The following is a 20522-nucleotide window of genomic DNA, read 5'->3' on the forward strand; positions in this document are numbered from 1 at the left end:
GAAGTCGGCATACATCACTGAATATTCTTCCCTGCTCGCGCAAGCCTGTCGCAGTAATAAAGGATATTTTTCACGAGTCCTTTGTATGCCCGGATTTCAACAGGGTTTTGCTTGACGGCATCCCAAAAGTACAAAGTTGATTTTCTCCGGTCCGTAGGCCGGTAATACTCCCCGCGGTTGCAGAAAGTAATTGAATAGGCTTCTCGAATGGTCCAAGGCGAAAGGAGTCCGGGATACGTTTCCAAAAAATTCTGCATAATCCGATCAGAACATCGCTGCCTTTCCTCCTGATTTTTCGACATCTGACCGGAGTGCCCTATTCTGTACGCCAACAAAGGTTCAGCGATAAAGTCGAATTCATACTCTGTAGAAATACGGAGCCACAAATCCCAATCAATTCCCATTTTCAATGATTCGTCAAACAGTCCCAAATTTTCCAGACATCGCTTGCGAACAATTGAAGAAGAAAAAGGAACAAAATTGTCCAGGAAAAGATAATTTGAAACCTTTCCCGAACGTGGCGTCAGATATTTGCTTTCAAGCCTGTAGTCGAGCTTTCGCCCCTGTTCATCAATATATCTTGCGCAAGAATAAACAACGCCTATTTGTTTTCGAGAAAACAGCGCCATTTGCATCTCTAATTTATTGTTATCCCAAAGATCATCGGCATCAAGAAAAGCGACAAAGTCTCCCTGTGCCTGACGCACCCCAACATTTTTCGCAGCAGCCTGCCCTTTGTTCTCCTGCTTAATGTAACTAACCAGAGGATTTTTTACGTATGTACTCATGACTTCTTCGGTGTTGTCACTGGAACCGTCATCGATGACAATTATTTCGATGTCTTTAAAGGTCTGACCAAGCACCGATCCCAAACAATAGTCAAGATATTTACCATAGTTGTAGCATGTTATGACAACGCTGACTTTAGGCATGTCGCCCTCTTATGAGGTTATAAATCCTGTTGATTGATCTGCAGTTGTCCTTTATATCAACAGCCCAGAAATACAATTTATAGAGAATGGCGCTTGCGATAACTCTGGGAAGATCATTCCAATAGAAGCGCGCTTTATTGGAACCTGATTTTATATGCCACCCCATGGAACAGGCCTGATTAAAATTATAGTCAATACTTCTTGTACATGGCAGATCTATAACTTCGCTAATTAGAAAAAGAGTATGCACAGTAAACCACGTTGAGAACATGTTTGCCCTTTGCGGTGGAGCATAAGTATATTCCATACCCATATGATAAAATTCTGTGTTTCTTTTATAGTAGAAACCACCCTCAGAAGTAAGCTTCCTGATCAAGTTGCAGGCAGACTTTCTTAATGCCGTTTCTATTTTATTGTGTTTGTATTTTGTAATTTTATACATATTGACAAGAATATCAACACAATCGACATCCTCACAGCTCCCACCTCCAAAATAATCAGAGAAGCCTCCGTCAATGTGTTGTATTGATAATACGGAATCAATAAGCTTTTCTCTATATTTTATATTGTGATTCAAATAATAATATAATATTAATTGATGATAGGCACCATAAATAGCCGGAGCTATATCAGCACATCCTTCTGTACCCCATAAACCTGTAGTGCTGTCTATTTTTGTATCAAGCCAATTCAACAAATAATCAACTGCTGGTTTGGCTTCAGCAATATTATACTCTTCAAATAAATAAATTAAAAACTGCCCTACAAATAACAGATTGTTTCCTTCGAGCCAGGGACTCGTCCAATCAATCCCACACAACCACCCATCTAAATACTCAATATCTAGATATTTTTCAGCAAATTTCAGCGAATATTCAGGTTTTATTCCGAGTATTTTGAGTGCCGGCAAAACATGTGCCGTGAGGTGCATTGAGAGATGGCCTCTGGAGTGGGCCTCACTGAGTAGTTTCCCCAGCGAAATTTCAGGACCAACAAAATATCCTGTATCAGGATCCTGATGGGACAAGATATATTCAGCCCACTCCGCTTTCTCTTTTTCAGGAACTTCGCTTAATTTGCCGATAAAATGCATGATCATCAATGCAAAGCATGATGCGTAAAGCGTCTCTTTTCCGTCAATGCTACTTTTATACCTTCCAGCGCCCTCGATATGTGTGCATTGCAAATATTTATTAATTGATTTAAGTAAAAATTCTGATGTAATCATTTTGCTCTGACCATGTTTTTAATTATAGCCACAACTTTACGAGGTAACAGCGATAATATGACCTTTTCGATTATTTTCCGTGTTATTATACCTCTCCAAATACCTTCCACAACAAATCTTCTCATTTCTAAATAGTTATTATCATAATATGTAGTGAGTACTGCATGTTCATACAACTCAACGATTCGTTTGCGAATATCAACATCCTGTAAATCATTTTCCTTTGCAACCTTACCGTTAATCACGAGGTTAGCCGCGTTATCTACAGCAGTGATGAGTCCTCTTGCCCTTTTACTATTATCTAATGTTGTATTTGTATTATGTCTTCGGTAGTAATATTTTAGCTCGGGCAAAGAAGCGACTTTAGATGTGGCTGATATTTTCAGGCATAGATCATAATCCTCTGCTACCTTTAAAGACTTAGATTCATTAAACAAATCGACATCAAATAGTTTACTTCTCTTCACAAGCAACGATGAAGTACACATCAGGTTATTCTTGAACATCTCTGCAAATATCCATCCTTCCGGCATTTCATACCTGGGTTGATATTCTGGAGGATATTCGTTACCGTTTTGATCCACCCAAATCTTTGATCCATATACCAGAGCAACTTCTTTATCTATTTTTGCCTTCTCAATTAATTGTTGGAGATGACCATTAATCCAATAGTCATCACTGTCAAGAAAAGCAATCCATTCGCCACGCGCCAATATAATTCCCTTATTCCTGGCACATGCAGGCCGTCCACTGTTATCCTGGTATTGATACCTGATAGTAGGCTTATATTTTTCGACAAACTCACTTACAATTTCGCCGGTATTATCAACAGAACCATCATCAATAACTATCAATTCGAGATGTTGATAGGTCTGTGACAAAACGCTCTTAATCGCTTCAGCAATAAATTCTGATGCGTTATATGCCGGCATGACAACTGACACCAATGGTTGATATGACATGGGGAGGTTTTCGTCTACCATTTAACCAGCCTTCCCTTAAAGAATAACCAGCACTATTAGATATTCAATTCCGTCAAAGGATATGGCAGCCCATTGTAAACCAATGCCACTAAAAAAAACTCGAACGAGCCCTCATAATCTTTAAGAGCTCCATTTAGTCAAAAGACGCTTGACCTTTATCACCGGTTCAAAAACCGGTTGCGGCAGGCTGCACAGCAGATAATATACTATGCTCTGCGCATCAAACGGACATATCTTCAGCGCCTTGGACAAACAAGACTTAGCCTTTTTTCTATCTTTCACGTCATAATAATAAATAGATGCATATTTTCTATAAATGTCGTTCAGGTTGAGTTTAGCCGCATTACGCACGCTATTCTTATCGAGTCCAATCAAATCGTCGCTACGGGCAATTTCGGAATTAATAATCGTGACATGCCCATCCAGCATGCTGTCATATCTTTTGGAAACGCTACCAGCTCTTAAGCGGTAGCAAACGAGCTCCTCCCCGCAGAATATAATTTTGAACTTCCGTGTGACTCTAAGCCACAGTTCATAGTCCTCACAAAAGATATTCGGATTGAAAAAGCCGACCTCGTCCAAGCAGGATTTACGAAGCAAGGCCACAGATGGAGTGTTGATACGATTCCTCCTCAGAAATTCAAGGTATACATCTCCGCTGGGCATGCTGGTGGGGCGTTCGTTGGCAATACCCTTGCCGTTTTCATCAATAAGAGATGGATATGAATAGACCAGGGCGCAATTGGGCTCCTTTTCGATTATACGGACAAGGCTCTCTAGGTTTCCGGGCAGCCACAGATCATCGTCATCGAGAAAAACCACATATAAGCCCTTTGCCGCGCCCAGGCCAAGGTTCCTGGCAGCGCCAACCCCAGCGTTGTCTTGTCTTAAATAGATAACCCTATCAGAGACCGGGGCGAGTACGGAACGGATGTCCTGGCTGGACCCGTCATCCACGACAATAACTTCGAAGTTTGGATATGTTTGATTAAGAACCGACTGAACAGATTCCAGCAGATACCGCATACCGTTGTAAGTTGGAATGATGACGCTTACCAGTTCCATATCCTGTCTCCACGGCATAAAATTAGCCTACCGGCACACGCTTTCTACGTGTTGTCTGACAATCTCGGTTAGATTGGAAGCTCGTTGAGGGCTCGGTTCACACATTATAACTTAATGACCTCGAAATTTTCATCAGCAATATCTTCATACTGTTCATAGATCTTCCGAGCTAAATCGGGTGCACGCATCAAGTGTTCAGGAGCTATGTAAAATGCCTTGATTCTCACCTTCTGGCCCAGAATCATCTGGCAGTTCTTCAGCGCCGAAGAGAAAAAGGAGGCCAGTACTTTTGGCATATTTTCCCTTATGCTGATTTCGTATTCAATTGGTACATCAAATCTCCGAATGTTAAACCCCAGAGACTCTTTTATTTTGTTGATCATTGTAACCGATTCCCGTGGATGGGGAATATAAAACAATCTCTCATTGGCAAAATAATCTTTCACTTTCGTCAAATAGTCTAAATACAAATCCTCTTTCATATATCCGTCTTCAACCAGCCACTGTCCCAGGAAAAACACCTCGTCTGAAGGCTCCGTGTGTGTTGCGATCTCCCTTAAATACGTATACTCGTTCCTGATTAACCTATCACCGTTTCCCACTTCGATGTCATACGCTGAAAAGAACGTAACCATATCGGCATCTTTATCATTCCAATCAATGAAGGTCTTACGCAACGTCGCCTTCAGTCGGAGAAACCATGAGCCTAACTTTTCCGGGGATTCTTTTTCTGAACAGATGTTCTTCCGTTCATCGCTGATCAGTAGTGTATCCGTACCATCATCAAGGATATAAAGGTTCTCATACGCAAGCGTATTGGCAAAATGATACATATACTTCATATCATACAGGCTTTTCATGTAGTTACCTAAATAGGCATTCTTTACTTTACCCAAGGAAAGCGCGATGTCATCCAATTTTTTTCTATTCAAATACTGCTGATAATCATAACAAAATCCGCGTATTTTATCAGAAACCCGCTGCCCGAGAAGTTTGGACGCCAATGTAATGGTTTTATTGTGGAAGGTGATGTACTGAACGCAATCCCATTCGCGTTCATCAATGAGCCGCTTGAATATTTCCCGATAACAATTGGTATCCAGGCGCACAATAAGGCAATTATTCAAGAGTCCAAAGCAGTTCTTGGCTTCAATGGCATTGAGCAGTTGGAGTGGCGTCTCTATCAGAAAGACATTTGTAGGAGGATTCCTCATGCTCATCCTTCTCCCATTTCAATTTTATAGAACCAGACTTTCGCCAAGACTTTCAAGTCCCCGTTCGCGCCGCGGCCTGAAACCACGCTGATGACCCCAGCAGTTCATCGTAAGAACCCTGGTTGACAATATGACCATGCTCCATGTGATAGATGATATCACAATCTTTTACCGTGGTCAGACGGTGGGCGATCATGATGATGGTTTTTTCTCCCGAAAGGGTACGAAGGGCATCCATCACCGCCTCCTCGGTAATACCGTCCAGGGCGCTGGTGGCCTCGTCCATGATCAACACGACAGGGTCGCGATACAGGGCGCGGGCAATGCCGATACGCTGACGCTGGCCGCCGCTCAGGCGTACTCCCCGCTCCCCGATGACCGTCTCGAAGCCGTTGGGCAGCTCTTGCTCGATAAAGTCATTCAGGTTGGCAATGCGGGCGGCACGAATCACGGCCTCCATGTCGATGTCCTCCTCCGGGACGCCAAAGGCGATATTGCGGGTGATGGTGTCGTCGCAAAGGTAGATGTGCTGGGGCACGTAGCCCAGGTTGCGTTGCCAGTTGGCGACAGTGTCGCCGCTGACCTCGCTACCGTCCACCAGTAATTGACCATGGGTCGGGCTCAGCAGACCGAGGATGATATCCACGGTGGTTGTCTTGCCGGAGCCCGTGGCGCCGACCAGGCCGATAGAAGTGTTGGGGGAGATCGTCAGGCTGATCCCTTTGACGGCAGGTTCTTGAGCTCCGGCATAACGAAAGGATATACCCTTGAGTACGAGTTTTTGTGTGAACGGCAAGGGCTTCAGGCTCTGAGCATCGACAACGGCAACATCAGGATCGGCTGACAGCGGACTTTCGCACATATCCTGATGCAAGATTTCCAGGGTGGGCAGGCTTACGCGAACTGCCGAAATGCTGGCAAAGATCTGCTGCAGGGCCGGCATCAGCCGGTATCCGGCAAAAGCATAGATGGACAGGAGCGGGACTATCTTGCCCACATCTTTCTCGGATTCCAGGGAATAGATGACGATCAGCAGAATGCCGCCGAAAGCGATGGTTTCCAGAGCATACCGCGGAAGCTGGGAGATAACGCCAACCGTGGCATTCTGCCGCGCATGACGCAGAGCATGGACCGCGAACCTGTCCAGAAATACCCGTTCCCTTCCCAGTATCTTCAGGTCCTTGATGCCGCTCAAAGCCTCGCTGGCCGCCTTGAACTTCATGGTGTTGGCTTCAACCTGTTCCCGGCCGATGCGGACCAGGCGGCGGCGTACCACAAGGTAGATCGCGCCATAGGACCCGCCGAGGACGACGATAATGGCAACGGCAACGAAGGGATCGACGACCATCAGAAAAGCCATAATAAAGATGCAGAGCAAGGAGCTTGACAGGAGCTGCATGCCGGGGCTGAGAATCCCGGCGATAACGGTTCGTGCCTCGGAGAGCACATTCTTGCCCATTTCAGCGGTGTTTCTGTTGAGGAAAAACTCATAGGGCCGTGACAGGTACGCCGCGAGAAGCCGGCGCGCCAGGTTGTAATTGAGCCTGTTGTCGTACCGGAGCGTCAGCCAGGTGGTCAGGGCCTTGAACAGGTTGCTGAAGACCATGAGGCCAAGCACCACTACCCCCAGAAAGAACAGAAAACTCTGCAGGCTGCTGAATTGGAAGAAATCATAGGCATGTTTCAGCCACCGGTTGGTCCGGATCACACCCGGATTTGCAACCACCGCCATGAAGGGAAGGATCGAGGCGATGCCGGCCATCTCGACGAAGGCCATACTGACCAGGGCAACGAACTGAACATAGAGTTGGATCTTTTCTCTTCTGGAAAGCAGATCAAACATTTTTCTGATGGTTAAGAGCATGAAATAAGGTCTCCGGGACATAATCGTTGAAAATTCGGCATTTTTTTATCACATGCCTCGGCTGGCAACGGGAAAATCACCTCAAAGGTCTGTTGGAAGTCGGCCTCACGCAAAGGGCTCGAGTTCTATCACGATGCCCGTTCATAGAGCTGCCCATGGAAAATCACCTGATTTCCAAGAGCCCTTTTGCGGCCCAGCGGGACAGATAGTCCGAGACACAGGCTTCCTCCAGGCCGACCCTATCGGCCAAACTCTTTGTCGTAACCGGCCGCTGCAACGTTGGTATCAGGTCCATGAGCAGCCTCATCTTCCTTCTCTCGTCGCTTAGAGCATCACCAAACGCCACTTGACCGAGATCAATGTAGAGATCGTAGCGAGGGTTGGAAAGACAGATATTCCCCTCAAACTTCTTATAAACAAGTGACGATGCATCCAAGAGTTCCACCGTTTTTTCCAGCACGCCGACCGCCTCCTCAAGACATGCCTCGCTCATGAGGGAACAGTTGTCCCGTGAAGAATGGTACTCGGGGTACGGCATGCGCGACAGGGAGCAGGACGGGATGCCGTAGGCCTCCCAGATATACTCGTCATTGATGATAATACTCTCAAAAGCCCCACGGCGGTACGGTATCCCCAGCCCGCCCATAACCGCGGCCATCGCCTGTTCGAGGTTCGAGTCGGCGCCCCGCGATTCCTGGAGGGCAAGCCCCGTTTGCGAACCGAGCATCCACAGACAGGCACATTCCAGAATCCTCTCGCGCTCGTTCTTATCCAGCTTGCCGAGATAATATTCCGTACCCATGATCCCCTGGGCGAGAACCAGTTTATAGGTAAACTTGGTGCTCTTTCCGACAAGGCGCCGGAAAAGCTCTATCCCGACAACAACGCCGGCCAAGCCGTCATTGGCGACCCCGGGGTGGTCAAGGTTTGCGCAGAATGTAAAGGTCTCGCTGAGTTCCCCCTTCTGGGTGAATTCCAACATCTTCAAAGATCCTTGCGATTCCTCCGTTTCAATAACAACCTCGTATTCGCCTTCCTGAAGTCCATCATAGAAGGTTTTAGGGACACAGAATCCCCACTCCCTCTGCCAGCTCCTGAAGAGTTGCCTGAAGTGGAACGTAATCGAATCGTCATACCGGTGATCGTAGTGAAGATGCTGTTTCAGCTCCTGAAGGTCGACCTTCCCATGAAACCTTTGCGACAAGGAGATGACGGCCAGGGCATGCCACTTCCCGTCGTAGATGACCTTACCATCCTTGAGGATCTTTGCCTCCTTGACGTCCCATTTGGGAGGTATGACCCAACCGTTGTATTCTTCGGATGCTTGGTATTCAATAACCTTGAATGGAAGAATTTTCTGTAAATATTCGATTGTCTTGTCATAATCGCTTGAGCAGATGACCCTGTTCAGCGGGGTCAGGTCGTGCAATATTTCCATCATCAGACTCACGTTTCTTCTCCCGGCCTCGCGGCAATTACCATGACAACCTGTCAGACCATAATTTTTCTGGTCCACTCATTGGGCTCGGCATCGTTTCTCTTCGGCAGGTCATTGGTATCAAGCCGCGAAAGAGCCAAAGGATTCTCGCGCTCCATATCCGCAATCCCAACGCTTACCGATAAACCGATCCTGCACCCTCTCATGTCCAGAATTGAAAGCAGGGAATCATTGTAGCCACCATACGGATAGCACATTACCCAATTTTCGAGATCACACCCGATACCGCCCAGGAATTTCAGCGAGAAATCGATCTCCCGCTCCTGTTCCTCCTTTGAAAGCGAGTCCAGCCAGTAGTGGTCATAACCGTGGCTTCCGATGAACATGCCGTTTCTCCGCATGCACTCGAGTTGCTCCACGTCCATGTATACTTCCTTGGCAAAGGAAGCCTCGTCACCGGTAACAAACTCGGCGAACAGCTTGTCCACCATCCTTGCCCTGAGTTCTTCCGGCAGGCCCTTCTGCAGTATCCTCTTGATGAAAACGACATCCGCCGTATCGTAGCGCCCCGCCACCGCCAGTTTCTCATAGTAGGATTCAGGCCGGTCAAGAGCGTATCCGGCTTGGTTCTCTCTGATATCGGAGAAGATTGTTTGGATGATTCGTGCCTTGTCGTTTACCGATGCGAGAACAAAATGGATCTTGTTCACATCGAGCACGAGATGCTCGGTGATCGCCTTGGCCGGTGGGAAAAAACACCCCTGTATTCCGTATCTGTCGAGAACAGGGAATACATTGGTGAAATGATCGATATAGCCATCATCAAAGGTTAACAGAAGCGCCTTCGGCGGCAATTCGTACCCCTTTGTATGAGCCGCATGAATAAGCTCCTCCATCGTTATGGGGTTATAGTGCGCACGCACGTAGCCGACCTGGCCGACAAAATCCTGCAGATCCAACCCCTTGATCTCAGGGTATCGGGAATGCTTCAGATCCCGTACGAAGTGATACATGACAATGGTGATTTTTCTGGGCATACGTACCTGGCTCGATAAAATTCTTGTTTGCGTTGAATGCCTGCTTCAGACGACGTGGCACTACGCCGGTTGTTCATGGCACACTCACATCACCACACGCTCAGCCCTCCATCGACCACGATATTCTGCCCCGTCACATAGCTCGATGCATCCGAGGCCAGATAGATCAGGGCGCCGACCATTTCTTCACCCTGCGCCATGCGGCCGAGAGGGACACGTGCGGAGTAGCGTTCCTTGAAGGTTTCATTCTGTCCGCTCTCGACACCGGCGGGAACGAGGGTATTGACCCTGATCCCCTTATCGGCCCAATAGGCCGCCAGGTATTTCGTCAAGCCGACAACCGCGGCCTTGGAGGCGGCATAGACCCCCGGATTGCTGATCTGGCGCCCCAGGTAGAAGGAACCCTCGTAAATTCTCTTGTCAGAGGCAAGGATGCCATAGATGGAAGACGTCTGGATGATGCTTCCCCCTGTTCCCTGGAGTACCATCCGGCCTCCCACCGCCTGGGCGACCAGAAACATGCCGTCGATATTGACCGCCATGACCTTGCGCCACTCCTCAAGGGAATAATCCTCGAATGGCGCGAAAAAAGCCTCATGATCAGACGACTTGGAAGCAGCGTTATTGTGCAGGATATGCACGTTGCCGAACCGCTCCACCACCCTCTGCACCATGGCGCTTACGGATCGCGGATTCGACACATCGCAGGGGACGCCTTCCGCCTCGATCCCGAATTCTCCAGCCAGTTCCCGGGCGAATTCCGCCGTTTTATCGCCATCCAGGTCAACAACGGCAACATTGGCGTTGAACTCGGCCAGCCCCTGGCAAAAACGGCGGCCAAGAATGCCCAGCCCACCGGTCACGATCGCGGTCTTGCCCGTTAGATCAAACATGTTCCTATAGGTGGACTTCATGCAAAAAGACCTTCCTCCCCTGGGATTGGGACATCCTGCCCGCCATGAGAAGCCGCATGGCTCCGAGCGTTTCCTCCGGGTCAATGGCGGGCCTGCCATCCTTGATGGATTGGCAGAAGTGCCATAGCATCCTCCTGAACATGGAAAAATTATCGGTGATCTCATGTGAGGAGATCTTCCTGGTCCCGAAAAAATCGACGCGGAAGCATTTCGTCACATCCCCAAGGGCGTCAAGTTGCAGGAGCGACCCGTCATCCATCTGGACGGCAACCGAGGTATGGGGCGCATCGAGTGCGACCACCGAAACGGCCCGGGAACGGACGACATTGGAGATGGCGTCCACGAGATGAATCCCGTATTTCTCCCATGAATTAAGGATGGTCCCGCGAATCAGGCGGATATCCCCATACTCGTTCAGCGCGGCCCGAGGCTCGTCGAGCTCTTTGGCGTAGCGCATGCCCGCACAGGACATGAGCCTCCCGTTCCTCAGATATTCTCCCAAGGTCGCCAGTTCGGAGATGGAGAGACTCAGGGGTTTGTCGACGAAGACGTGCATTCCCGCCTTCAGAAAAGGGATTGCCATGTTGAAGTGATTTTCGTAGTCGTCGCGGGCGATGATTACCGCATCCACATTGCCGATCATATCCTCGGGGCGGGAGACCGCATGGGGAATCAGGCAGGCTTCGCACAGCCGGCTTGTTACGTGCGGGTCTTGGCTCCAACAATGGGTCACCCCAACCCCATCGATGCCGAATTCGGATGGATCACGGCGCCGTACGTAGTCGTAGATCACGGGCCATCCGGAAGCGGCCAGCCCAGCATCCGAATAACCGTTTATGATCGAGGAAAACGAAAACGGGTGACCATTGCCTTCACTAAAACCTATCATGCCGAGCCGGGTCATCACAAAACCCTCCTGTACCGTTCATCGGCCTTTCCCTCCAGCCATCTGATTCCCTCCAGTTCCGGGAAAAGGGGTATCTCGTATCCCAGCCAGAAAAAGCGGCCGGAGGGGCCATTTTCATCCAGTGACAACAGGTAGTCAACAGTCGGGTGGCAGACGGAGGGGGGCATGGGGGCGTCAGGCGCCATGTTGCTGCGAACCGGCCCAGGGCTCATCAGGTTGAGCTTGATATTGTAATCGCTGCACTCTTTTGCCGCCGTCACCGTGAAAGCGTTCAATGCCCCTTTTGACGAGCTATACGCACCGTATCCCGGAAAACAGTTCAAAGGCGCACCGGAGGTCACATTGATCACTCTGCCGAAGTTATTGGCCTTCATTGCCGGAATGGTCTTCTTCAGGATATATAAGGGGGCAAAAAAGTTCACCCGAAAGGAACGCATGACATCATCCATATCCAGGGAGTCGAACGTTCCGCCTATATTCACCCCAGCGTTATTGATAACATACGGTATGTACGGATAGCTCTCCAGGATATGCTCAAGGCCGCCTTCCAACTCCTCCGGCTTCGCCAGGTCCATGCAATAGGTCGTTACGTTCCTGTTGTGCCGGAAGGCGTCCTGAATAACCTTTTCCTGCCTGCCAACAGCCAGCACATGGTACTTCTGCGAAAGATGTTCCGTCAGTGACAAGCCGACACCACTGCTGACGCCGGTGATAAGGACCGTATCGTTCATCGCACGCTTCTCCTGGCAAGGATGGCTTCCGCAAGAAAGATATCATTCCAGCCGTCGATATCAACCGACCTCTCTGCCGGCATAATGACCGCCGCCGAGTTGCCGAAGAGGATGCTGGGGACATCCGCCGTCAGTCTGCCAGCCCGGAACGCATACACGGCACCGTTCAACTGGTAGGCCCTGGGGAGCTTTTGCCGGGGCAGCCACGGGTTGACGCCGGGGATGAACACCTCCGGTTGGCCGTTCTCGATCCTCCATGCCCGGCACGGGTTCAATTCGGCCTCCTTGAAGGTGGCAACGGAATCGATGGCGCTGTCTTGCAACAATGCGAGACACTGCCGTATATCGTCGGCGCTCCGCAAGGGTGAGGTGGGTTCCAGCAGCATGACTATGTCGGCGCTCTCGCCTTCGTTTCGCAAAGCTTCGATAAGATATCTCAAGGTATCGATAATCAGGGCATCGTCCGCGGCAAGCCGGGAGGGCCGGGAGTAGACTTCGGCCCCGCTCTCTCCGGCTACCCTGCCAATCTCGTCGTCGTCGGTGGACACGATGATCCGGTCGATTTCGCCCACCTGCTTCGCAACCTCAACGGTCCAGCACAGCAGAGGCTTTCCCGCCAGCGGCGTTATATTTTTCCGCGGTATCGACTTGCTGCCGCCACGGGCGGGTATGACCGCCAGCACCCTGTTTCCCAGTATCATCTCTTCACTGCCTCCATGGCTGCATTGTCCGCAGCATCAAAAATTCAGGTGCAAGGTATCCAACGCCTTTTTGTATTCGGCCCATTCCCCGACATCAATCCACGACTTTTCGCTGACGGGGTAGATGCCGACCTTGCCCCCGGCCTCCTTTACCTTCTCGATAAGATGGGTAAAATGGAAAAATTCATTTTCCGGGATGAAGCTCAATGTTTCCGGTTTAACCACATACAAACCGGTATTTACCAGGAAGTTGTATTCGGGTTTTTCACGTATCCTGCTCAGGATACCGCCGTTTTCCACCTCGCAGACACCGTACGGTATGTTGTAGTTCTTGAGGGAAGCCACCAGGGTGATGTCGTTGTCGTTGGCAAGGTGGTGCTCCACCACATCCGAGTAATCGGCCTTGATGATGACGTCGCAGTTCGTCACGATCAGGGGAGTGTCGATCTTGCCGTTCAGATACCGCAGGCTGCCGGCAGTCCCCAATGGCTTGTCCTCGTATATGTACTCGATGGTGTAGGCGGGGCCTAGTTCCTCGAAATAGGATTTGATTATCTTCGACTTGTAATTGACGGAGATGTAGAATTTGTCGACCCCGCAGACAACGAATGAATCGATTATGGTCTCAATGACGGTCTTGTCGCCGAGTGGGATCAGCGGTTTCGGCAGTATCTTGGTAAAAGGATCGAGCCGTGTCCCCTTCCCACCGGCCATGATGACCACCGGCAGGCGGATCGGCGTGAGTTGCCTGCCAGCCTGCACCTCTCCGAAGACATTCTCCCAGAGTAGGACCTCGATGATCTCCCTTTTCCCGTTGACGACCGGAATGCACCCTATCTTCTTCTCCAACATCGTGGTCTTGATCTGTTCCAGATCGTAACCGGCAGTTGCAAGGCACGGCATCGTGTTGCAGATGCTCTCCACCGTGCCGTCAAGGCTTCCTTCCGCCAGAATCCAGCGCCGGATGTCGCCGTCCGTCAGGGTGCCGATCAGACGCTCTTCGCCGTCAACGACAAACAGGGTTCTTCGTTCGGTTTCTTCAAGCTGCAGCAAGGCATCCTTGATCCGTGAACCGTTCTTGATCATGAGCGTGGTAATCATAAAAAGACCTTTCAGGCCAAATCCCGGAACTCTTTTCGGATGAGATCTTTCGAGAGTTTTATGGTCTTCAGCTTTTCCTTGATCCGCAGTGATGTCTTTCCATCCCGAAACCGGTCATAGGGATTGCCCATAGTCTCCAGGCCGGCCCTGAAATCCTGGGAGAGCGCCCGGCTAATACCTTCTCCGATCGATTCGGTCGAGGTATCGGCATCGATCACATTGGCCGCCCGCATCCGCCCCCTCTGGCGTTCGCCGATGTTGACGACCGGCAGTCCGAAGGAAGGTGCCTCAATCAAACCACTCGAAGAATTCCCCAGCATCAGGTCGAGGCTTTTCAGGCAACTCAAATACTTAAGCTGGCCAAGACTGTCAAAAAGCTTGAACCTGTGCGGGTTTGCCCTGCAGAACTCCTCAACCCTGGCGTTGATGATGCTGCCGCCCGTATCCGCGTTTGCCTTGGTGAAGACCGCCTTGATGCCCGAGGCTAAGATCGCTGCGAGCAGATTGTCGATCTGTTCCCGAGCCGTGCCCTGCTCGGTGGTAACCGGATGATAGGTGACAATGGCAACGATCCCTTCCAGCTTGAACTGGAGCGCAGTTTCCAGCTCATTGCGGTCCAACAGGGGCAGCCGGTACAGGGCGTCAAGCCCCGGCGCACCAAAATTGAAGGTAACGTCGGGGTTTTCCCCCATCTGCAGAATCCGTTTGCGGTAGGTTTCAGTAGCCGGAAAATGGATACTTGCCATCTTGGTCACGGAATGCCTGAACACCTCGTCAATGGCCCCCTGGCTGGTTTCACCGCCATGGATGTGGGCCAACGGGATGCGGAATACCACCGCCGCAAGGGCGATCGGGACGATCTCGAACCTGTCCCCCAGGAGCACAACGATATCCGGCCCGATCTCCTTCAAGGCATCGGCAAAGGAGATCATCGCCACTCCCATGGATTTGACGACCCCACTCTCGCTGTCGGAGGAGAGCAACATCTCGATCCGCTTGTCGATGCGAAATCCGTCCTTCTCGATGACATCGGCGGTCATGCCGAATGTTGCCGCAAGATGCATGCCCGTAGCAATTACACTCAACACCAGATCGGAATCACCCTCGATCTCCTTCATGAGCCAGTAGAGCAGCCCGTAATCGGCCCGTGTCGTGGTGACCACGCAGATTTTACGTTTTTTTACGCCAAGTAATGCCATTTCAGCACGTCATCCTTTGCAATCGTCTTGTTGACCCTCAACCCGACCAGTTTCTCCATGTCTTTCGGCTGCACACCGTACCCCGGCCGCTTGACCGTCAGCTTATCGATAGAGATAATCTCGCCCTCCGCAATCGTTTCCGCAGCAACAACGCTCTTTCGGGCAATATCGATGTTCTTCAACTCGCAGGGGGCCGGCCTCTTGATGCCGTCACCCATGGCCTGCTCAACGTTCCTGATCGCCTGGACCATGCGCATGAAATCCGCCGGATTGAGCGACGCCTTGTGGTCAGGCCCCTCCATGGCATTGTCCAGGGTAAAATGTTTCTCGATAACCCTGGCGCCGAGTGAAACCGCCGCCAGGGGGATCTCGATACCCGGAGTATGGTCCGAGTAGCCCACCGCCGCCCTGAAGGCCTCCCGCAGCGTGAGCATGGCGTTCAGGTTGATCTCCCCATAGGGTGCGGGGTACTCGGTGACGCAATGGAGCAGGGTGACGCAAGGATTTCCGCACGCATGGAATATCCCGAGGGCCTCTTCGACCTCGCCCAGGGTGGACATACCGGTGGACAGGATCACCGGCTTCCCCTTTCGTGCGATATGTTCCAGCAAAGGATGGTTGGTGATCTCGCCCGACGGGACCTTGAAGGTGGACATGCCGAGCGAATCCAAGAGGTCCGCGCTCTCCTCATCGAAGGGGCTCGACATGAACTCTATGCCGCACCGGTGGCAGTGAGCGAACAACTCCCTGAAATCCCCCTCTTTGAGTTCGAGCCTCTTCAGCATCTCGAACTGGGAATCCCCTCCCGTTGCGTCGCGTTTTTGATAATCCGCCTTTGCCGCGCTCCTGGTAACCAGTTTCTCGGCCTTGAAGGTCTGGAACTTGACGGCATCGGCCCCGCACAGCCTCGCGGCATCGACAAGCTCTTTGGCGATTTCCAGAGAGCCGTTGTGATTCACGCCGGCCTCGGCAATGATATAGGTCCTCTGTTCACGCATCATCTGATCCTCTTCGCGGGGTTGCCCACATATGTCCCCGGGATCGTTATATCCTTTACCACCGTGGAGCCGGCGCCGATCAGGCAATTGGGGCAGATGCCCACGCCCTGGATAACGTTTGCCCCGGTTCCGATCAGGCAGTTGTCCCCCACGGCTACCCCACCGCTGAGCGTGACACCGGGCGCGATATGGACGTTATCCCCTATCCGGCAGTCATGCTCGACCGTGCTGTTCGTGTTGAGGATGCAGGCACGCCCGATCTGTGAGCCGCTGTTGACCACCACCCCGTCCAGTACGGCTGTTCCCGCCCCGAGCCGGACCTCCTCGTTGACAACGGCATGGGGAGACACCACCGGAGGAAACCCGTAACCGAGCGCAAGGAGTTCGTTCTGAAGTCTGATCCTCCGGTCTGAAGCGTCGATCTTTCCTATGCCGATAATTGCCCGGCAACCGGCATCTTTCCGTATCATCTCCGCGAGGATACTGTCATTACCGAGATACGGGGCCCCGAGAATCAGCCCATTGTTCTGCCGGTCCGTATAACCGGCAATGTCATAGCCGGATTTTTTCAGGACGCAGATCAGGACCTTTGCATGTCCGCCTCCGCCGATGACGACCACCCTATCCATGGCGCAACCGCTCGGCCACAAACGCAACCTCGCCCTTCGTGATACCCACGCTGCAGGGAATATTCAACGTTATCTCCAGCATCCGGCACGCCTTTTCGATATGATACTGCTGACAATCGCGGTAGGGGACCTGGAGGTGATTCAGATGCCAGACGGGTCTCGTCTGGACCCCCACCCCCTTCAGGTATGCCATCACTTCCTCCCGGTCTTTCCCGTAGCGGTTGCTGTCGATCTGCAATGCATACATCCAGTGATTGTTCCGCGCATAGGGGGGGGCGTCCGCAAGGGTCAGGCCGTCGATGTGGTCTATCGTATCCTTGTATCTCAGGAAGTTTTCCCGTTTCAACTCCAGAAATCCGGGCAGGAGTTCCAGCTGTGCCACCCCGATCGCGGCCTGGACGTTGGTCAGACGGAAGTTGTAACCGACCTCGTTATGAACATATCTGACCTCATCGTCCTTTGCCTGGGTGGTCAGATATCGCGCCCTTTCGGCATATTTTGGAATGTTGGTAACGATCATCCCCCCGCCGCCCGTCGTGATGATCTTGTTGCCGTTGAAGGAAAAACAGCCCACATCCCCGATGGTTCCCGTATGCCTCCCCGCCAACTCCGGATTGAGATAACGGGTGCCCAGGCTCTCGGTCGCATCCTCGATGATGCTGATGTTGCGGTCGCGGCAGGCAGCGGCGAGTTCATGCATCCTGACCGCATTGCCGAATATGTGGACGGGGATTATGGCGGCAATCCTTCTTCCGGTTCGCTTGTTGAAGGTAACGCCACGCTGGATTTCAGTCTCGTCCCGTAGAAAATCAAGGGCTTTTTCCACGTCAATGTTGTAGAAATTGTCGCAATCCATGAAGACCGGGGCGGCACCCAGGTAGTTCACGGCATTCACCGGGGCAATGAACGTGAGGGTCGGGACGATAACCTCATCGCCGGGGAGCACGCCAACAACCCTGAGCGCCACCTGGAGCGCCGCGGTCCCATTGACGCAGGCAACGGCGTGGGAGGAGCCGACGAAAGAGCTGAACTCTTCCTCGAACCGTTCAACGTACTTGCCGGCCGTGGAAACCCACCCCGTATCCAGGCACTCCTTGACATAGTTCCATTCATTGCCCTTCAGGGACGGAACTGAGAGCGGTATCATTTTCGGAGTATCCATACGCCCCCTATAAGATCGTTCAGATGTTGTAGATATGAGGCTTGTACAACTTGAGGTTTTCCGGAAGGGTGAACCACTCGATTGTTCGGGCAAGCCCCCTTCGCAGCCCTTCGAGGCCGGCATAGTTCTGTTCGTGCTTGAGCAGCCGCTTCGCCTTGGCGGTATCGGCCCAGAGCCTCTCCACCTCGCTCTTTTCGGGCCTGAGCCGCTCCTGATCGGTGACAATCTCTATGTCAACCCCCATGATATCGGCAATCATCCGGGCCGTGTCTCCCATGGAAATCTCATAGTTGCTGCCGATATTGATCACCTCACCCACGGCTGCATCGCATTGGGCGACCGCCATGAATCCGGCAACCGTGTCGGCCACGTAGTTGAGGTCGCGCGTCGGATGGAGCGCACCAAGCCTGATAGTGCGAGCCCCGGACGCAATCTGGGTAATGACCGTCGGCACAAAGGCCCGCGCGGATTGTCTCGGTCCGTAGGTGTTGAAAGGACGGATTATGGCAACCGGCGTTTCAAAGGAATGATAAAAGGACAAGGCGAGTTGGTCGGCGCCAATCTTGGAAGCGGAGTACGGCGACTGACCCTGGAGAGGATGTTCTTCGGTTATGGGCACAAAGCGGGCCGTGCCGTAAACCTCGCTGGTCGATGTATGCACCACCTTTGCCACCCCCAACTCGCGAGCGGCCTGAAGGACATTCAGGGTCCCCTTGATATTGGTGTCGACATAGGTATCCGGCGAATGGTAGGAATAGGGGATCGCTATGAGCGCAGCCAGGTGAAGAACGATATCGCACCCCGTCATGGCCTGTTTCACCCCGTGGGGGTCACGGATATCGCCGCTAAAGACGTCCAGCGACGTCAACAATTCCGGGGCGAGGCTGTCCAGCCATCCCCAGGAATTGAACGAATTGTAACAGACAAAGGCGCGAACGTCGCAGCCGCACCGTACGAGTTCCTCGGTGAGGTGAGAGCCGATAAACCCGTCGGCACCGGTCACAAGAATTTTTTTGTTTCTCAGGTCCATTGATGCTCTCTTTTCCGTGTCAAGCGTGGCGGCGGACCTGCCCCGGCGTGCCTTACCGGGGCTCCGAGTCCTTAGCCTTAATATGCCCGGCTATGACATCGGGCAACCTCTTTGCCTCGCGGCATCGCTTCCCGGCAACAGCTCGTATGGTCGCCCGCAACGATTCTCCCTGTTTAAGGTACTCCCGCGCCAATTCAAGTATTTCATCGATCTCCCCGCTGGAGGGGAAAACAGGAAACTCGCGGACATATTCATACTCAAGAAGCTTCTGCAGACTGAGCATCTTGTGGGCGCTGGACCCGAGGAAGATGCACGGCGTTCCGCCCAGTGAAGCGAGGATAGTGGGATGATATCTGCCGGAGATGAAGAGGCGGGCATTTGCCAGAATTGCCCCTCCCATGAACACCGAGGTATTGACCGGGACAAACCCCACCCCGGCTTCGGCTGCAACCGTCCGGAGAAAGACATCCCCCCCGCAGTTTTCCGTGAGATATACCGGATACCCCAGTCCCTGAACCTTTTCCAGAAGGCGCGCAAAATGGGGTACTGCTGCTGTTTTGTCTTTCGCGGCCAGGGCGCTTCCGCCGATGCAGATATAGGGTTTGGAAAAATCCAGCCGTCCCAGATTGCGCCTGTTCTCCGGAAAGGGCATGATGAAGTCACCGTTTGCCGGGATTTCCGAGGCGCTTTTTTCGATGTACGGATACCAACTGAAAAGGGAATCGGGGACAAGGCTGCAATCGGCGTCCGGCATCTCGCTTTTCACATACTCCAAGGACTGGTAATCACGCACGATGACCCCGTGACAACGGGACAGCGTCCTCCGGGCAAATGCGAGGGTGGTATTATTTCGCCCGGTGGAAGGACAGTCGGAAACGAGTCCATTGGCAAAAACCACCTTCTTGCTCAGATGCAGACCCAACTCGGCCATACCCAGCAGAAACAGCACTTCCCTTCGCGGCGGGGTGGTAAACACAAAATCGCCTTCCCCATGGATAACGAGGAGGTCTGCGTTGTACGCCTTCTCATAGAGCTCGCCGATCTCCCTGTGGGTGTCCTTGTAACGGAGGATATTGGCAACGGTTTCAGCAGGATCATGGGCAATGAAATCCTTGGCCCCGAACAACTCTTCCAGCCGCATGTAGTAATCGTACACCCGTCTTTTATGCCGGCTCGCACGCAGCATATTAAAAAACCAGCCATACTCAGAGGGGAGGAATGTATTAACATATCCGAAACCGGCAGAGTCGAGCTGGAACGTGCTGCCGGGGATGGTATCGCTGATCCGGTATCGCTCCGACAATATCTGCAGCAGGGCAATGCTCCCGCCTCGCCCCCCCCAGTTTTGGTATGAACTGTTATCGCCTACCAGTAGAACGTTTGTCATGG

General features: G+C 51.9%; 19 protein-coding genes. All 19 read right to left on the reverse strand.

The window, feature by feature from the left end; all coding sequences use genetic code 11:
• Nucleotides 1-14 precede the first annotated feature (14 nt).
• On the reverse strand, nt 15-932 hold the full coding sequence (locus tag F6V25_RS03455; RefSeq protein ID WP_151127249.1) for a glycosyltransferase family 2 protein: 918 nt from the start codon (nt 930-932) through the stop codon (nt 15-17).
• Nucleotides 925-2160: a prenyltransferase/squalene oxidase repeat-containing protein gene (locus tag F6V25_RS03460; RefSeq protein WP_151127250.1), complete on the reverse strand. Its 1236-nt coding sequence runs from the start codon at nt 2158-2160 to the stop codon at nt 925-927. Before F6V25_RS03460 ends, F6V25_RS03455 begins: the two co-directional genes overlap by 8 nt.
• On the reverse strand, nt 2157-3143 hold the full coding sequence (locus F6V25_RS03465) for a glycosyltransferase family 2 protein (RefSeq protein ID WP_151127251.1): 987 nt from the start codon (nt 3141-3143) through the stop codon (nt 2157-2159). The genes F6V25_RS03460 and F6V25_RS03465 overlap by 4 nt, the downstream gene beginning before the upstream one ends.
• Nucleotides 3144-3263: 120 nt before the next feature.
• A complete protein-coding gene (locus tag F6V25_RS03470; RefSeq protein WP_191966058.1) occupies nt 3264-4208 on the reverse strand; it encodes a glycosyltransferase family 2 protein in 945 nt (314 codons plus the stop codon).
• Between the two features lie 104 nt (nt 4209-4312).
• On the reverse strand, nt 4313-5422 hold the full coding sequence (locus F6V25_RS03475) for a polysialyltransferase family glycosyltransferase (RefSeq protein WP_151127253.1): 1110 nt from the start codon (nt 5420-5422) through the stop codon (nt 4313-4315).
• Nucleotides 5423-5474: 52 nt separating this feature from the next.
• Nucleotides 5475-7286, reverse strand: coding sequence for an ABC transporter ATP-binding protein (locus tag F6V25_RS03480; protein ID WP_151127254.1), 1812 nt, complete (start codon nt 7284-7286; stop codon nt 5475-5477).
• A 163-nt stretch (nt 7287-7449) separates the two neighbouring features.
• The gene (locus tag F6V25_RS03485; protein ID WP_246166972.1) at nt 7450-8727 is read right to left on the reverse strand and encodes a DUF4910 domain-containing protein; all 1278 of its coding nucleotides are present in this window, start codon (nt 8725-8727) and stop codon (nt 7450-7452) included.
• A gap of 50 nt (nt 8728-8777) precedes the next feature.
• Nucleotides 8778-9761 carry a polysaccharide deacetylase family protein gene (locus F6V25_RS03490; RefSeq protein WP_151127256.1) on the reverse strand — a complete coding sequence of 328 codons (984 nt, stop codon included), beginning with the start codon at nt 9759-9761 and terminating at the stop codon, nt 8778-8780.
• Between the two features lie 89 nt (nt 9762-9850).
• Nucleotides 9851-10675 (reverse strand): SDR family oxidoreductase, encoded by an 825-nt coding sequence (locus F6V25_RS03495; RefSeq protein ID WP_151127257.1) that lies wholly within the window; start codon nt 10673-10675, stop codon nt 9851-9853.
• Entirely contained in the window at nt 10659-11468 is an 810-nt protein-coding gene (locus F6V25_RS03500; protein ID WP_191966059.1) for a Gfo/Idh/MocA family oxidoreductase, read from the reverse strand. Before F6V25_RS03500 ends, F6V25_RS03495 begins: the two co-directional genes overlap by 17 nt.
• 110 nt (nt 11469-11578) lie before the next feature.
• Nucleotides 11579-12313, reverse strand: coding sequence for an SDR family NAD(P)-dependent oxidoreductase (locus tag F6V25_RS03505; RefSeq protein WP_151127259.1), 735 nt, complete (start codon nt 12311-12313; stop codon nt 11579-11581).
• Nucleotides 12310-13014, reverse strand: a complete 705-nt coding sequence (locus F6V25_RS03510) for an acylneuraminate cytidylyltransferase family protein (protein ID WP_151127260.1) — start codon at nt 13012-13014, stop codon at nt 12310-12312. Before F6V25_RS03510 ends, F6V25_RS03505 begins: the two co-directional genes overlap by 4 nt.
• Nucleotides 13015-13050: 36 nt before the next feature.
• A complete protein-coding gene (locus tag F6V25_RS03515) occupies nt 13051-14115 on the reverse strand; it encodes a nucleotidyltransferase family protein (protein WP_151127261.1) in 1065 nt (354 codons plus the stop codon).
• A gap of 11 nt (nt 14116-14126) precedes the next feature.
• A complete protein-coding gene (neuC, locus tag F6V25_RS03520; RefSeq protein WP_151127262.1) occupies nt 14127-15314 on the reverse strand; it encodes a UDP-N-acetylglucosamine 2-epimerase in 1188 nt (395 codons plus the stop codon).
• Nucleotides 15296-16315 (reverse strand): N-acetylneuraminate synthase, encoded by a 1020-nt coding sequence (gene neuB / locus F6V25_RS03525; protein WP_246166946.1) that lies wholly within the window; start codon nt 16313-16315, stop codon nt 15296-15298. Before neuB ends, neuC begins: the two co-directional genes overlap by 19 nt.
• Entirely contained in the window at nt 16312-16941 is a 630-nt protein-coding gene (locus tag F6V25_RS03530) for an acetyltransferase (RefSeq protein WP_151127263.1), read from the reverse strand. Before F6V25_RS03530 ends, neuB begins: the two co-directional genes overlap by 4 nt.
• Nucleotides 16934-18103 carry a LegC family aminotransferase gene (locus tag F6V25_RS03535; RefSeq protein WP_246166947.1) on the reverse strand — a complete coding sequence of 390 codons (1170 nt, stop codon included), beginning with the start codon at nt 18101-18103 and terminating at the stop codon, nt 16934-16936. Before F6V25_RS03535 ends, F6V25_RS03530 begins: the two co-directional genes overlap by 8 nt.
• 19 nt (nt 18104-18122) lie before the next feature.
• Nucleotides 18123-19133, reverse strand: a complete 1011-nt coding sequence (locus F6V25_RS03540; RefSeq protein ID WP_151127264.1) for an NAD-dependent 4,6-dehydratase LegB — start codon at nt 19131-19133, stop codon at nt 18123-18125.
• A 52-nt stretch (nt 19134-19185) separates the two neighbouring features.
• Entirely contained in the window at nt 19186-20520 is a 1335-nt protein-coding gene (locus tag F6V25_RS03545; protein ID WP_151127265.1) for a polysaccharide pyruvyl transferase family protein, read from the reverse strand.
• Nucleotides 20521-20522 lie beyond the last annotated feature (2 nt).

This window comes from Oryzomonas japonica (genome assembly GCF_008802365.1).
GTDB classification, from domain to species: domain Bacteria; phylum Desulfobacterota; class Desulfuromonadia; order Geobacterales; family Pseudopelobacteraceae; genus Oryzomonas; species Oryzomonas japonica.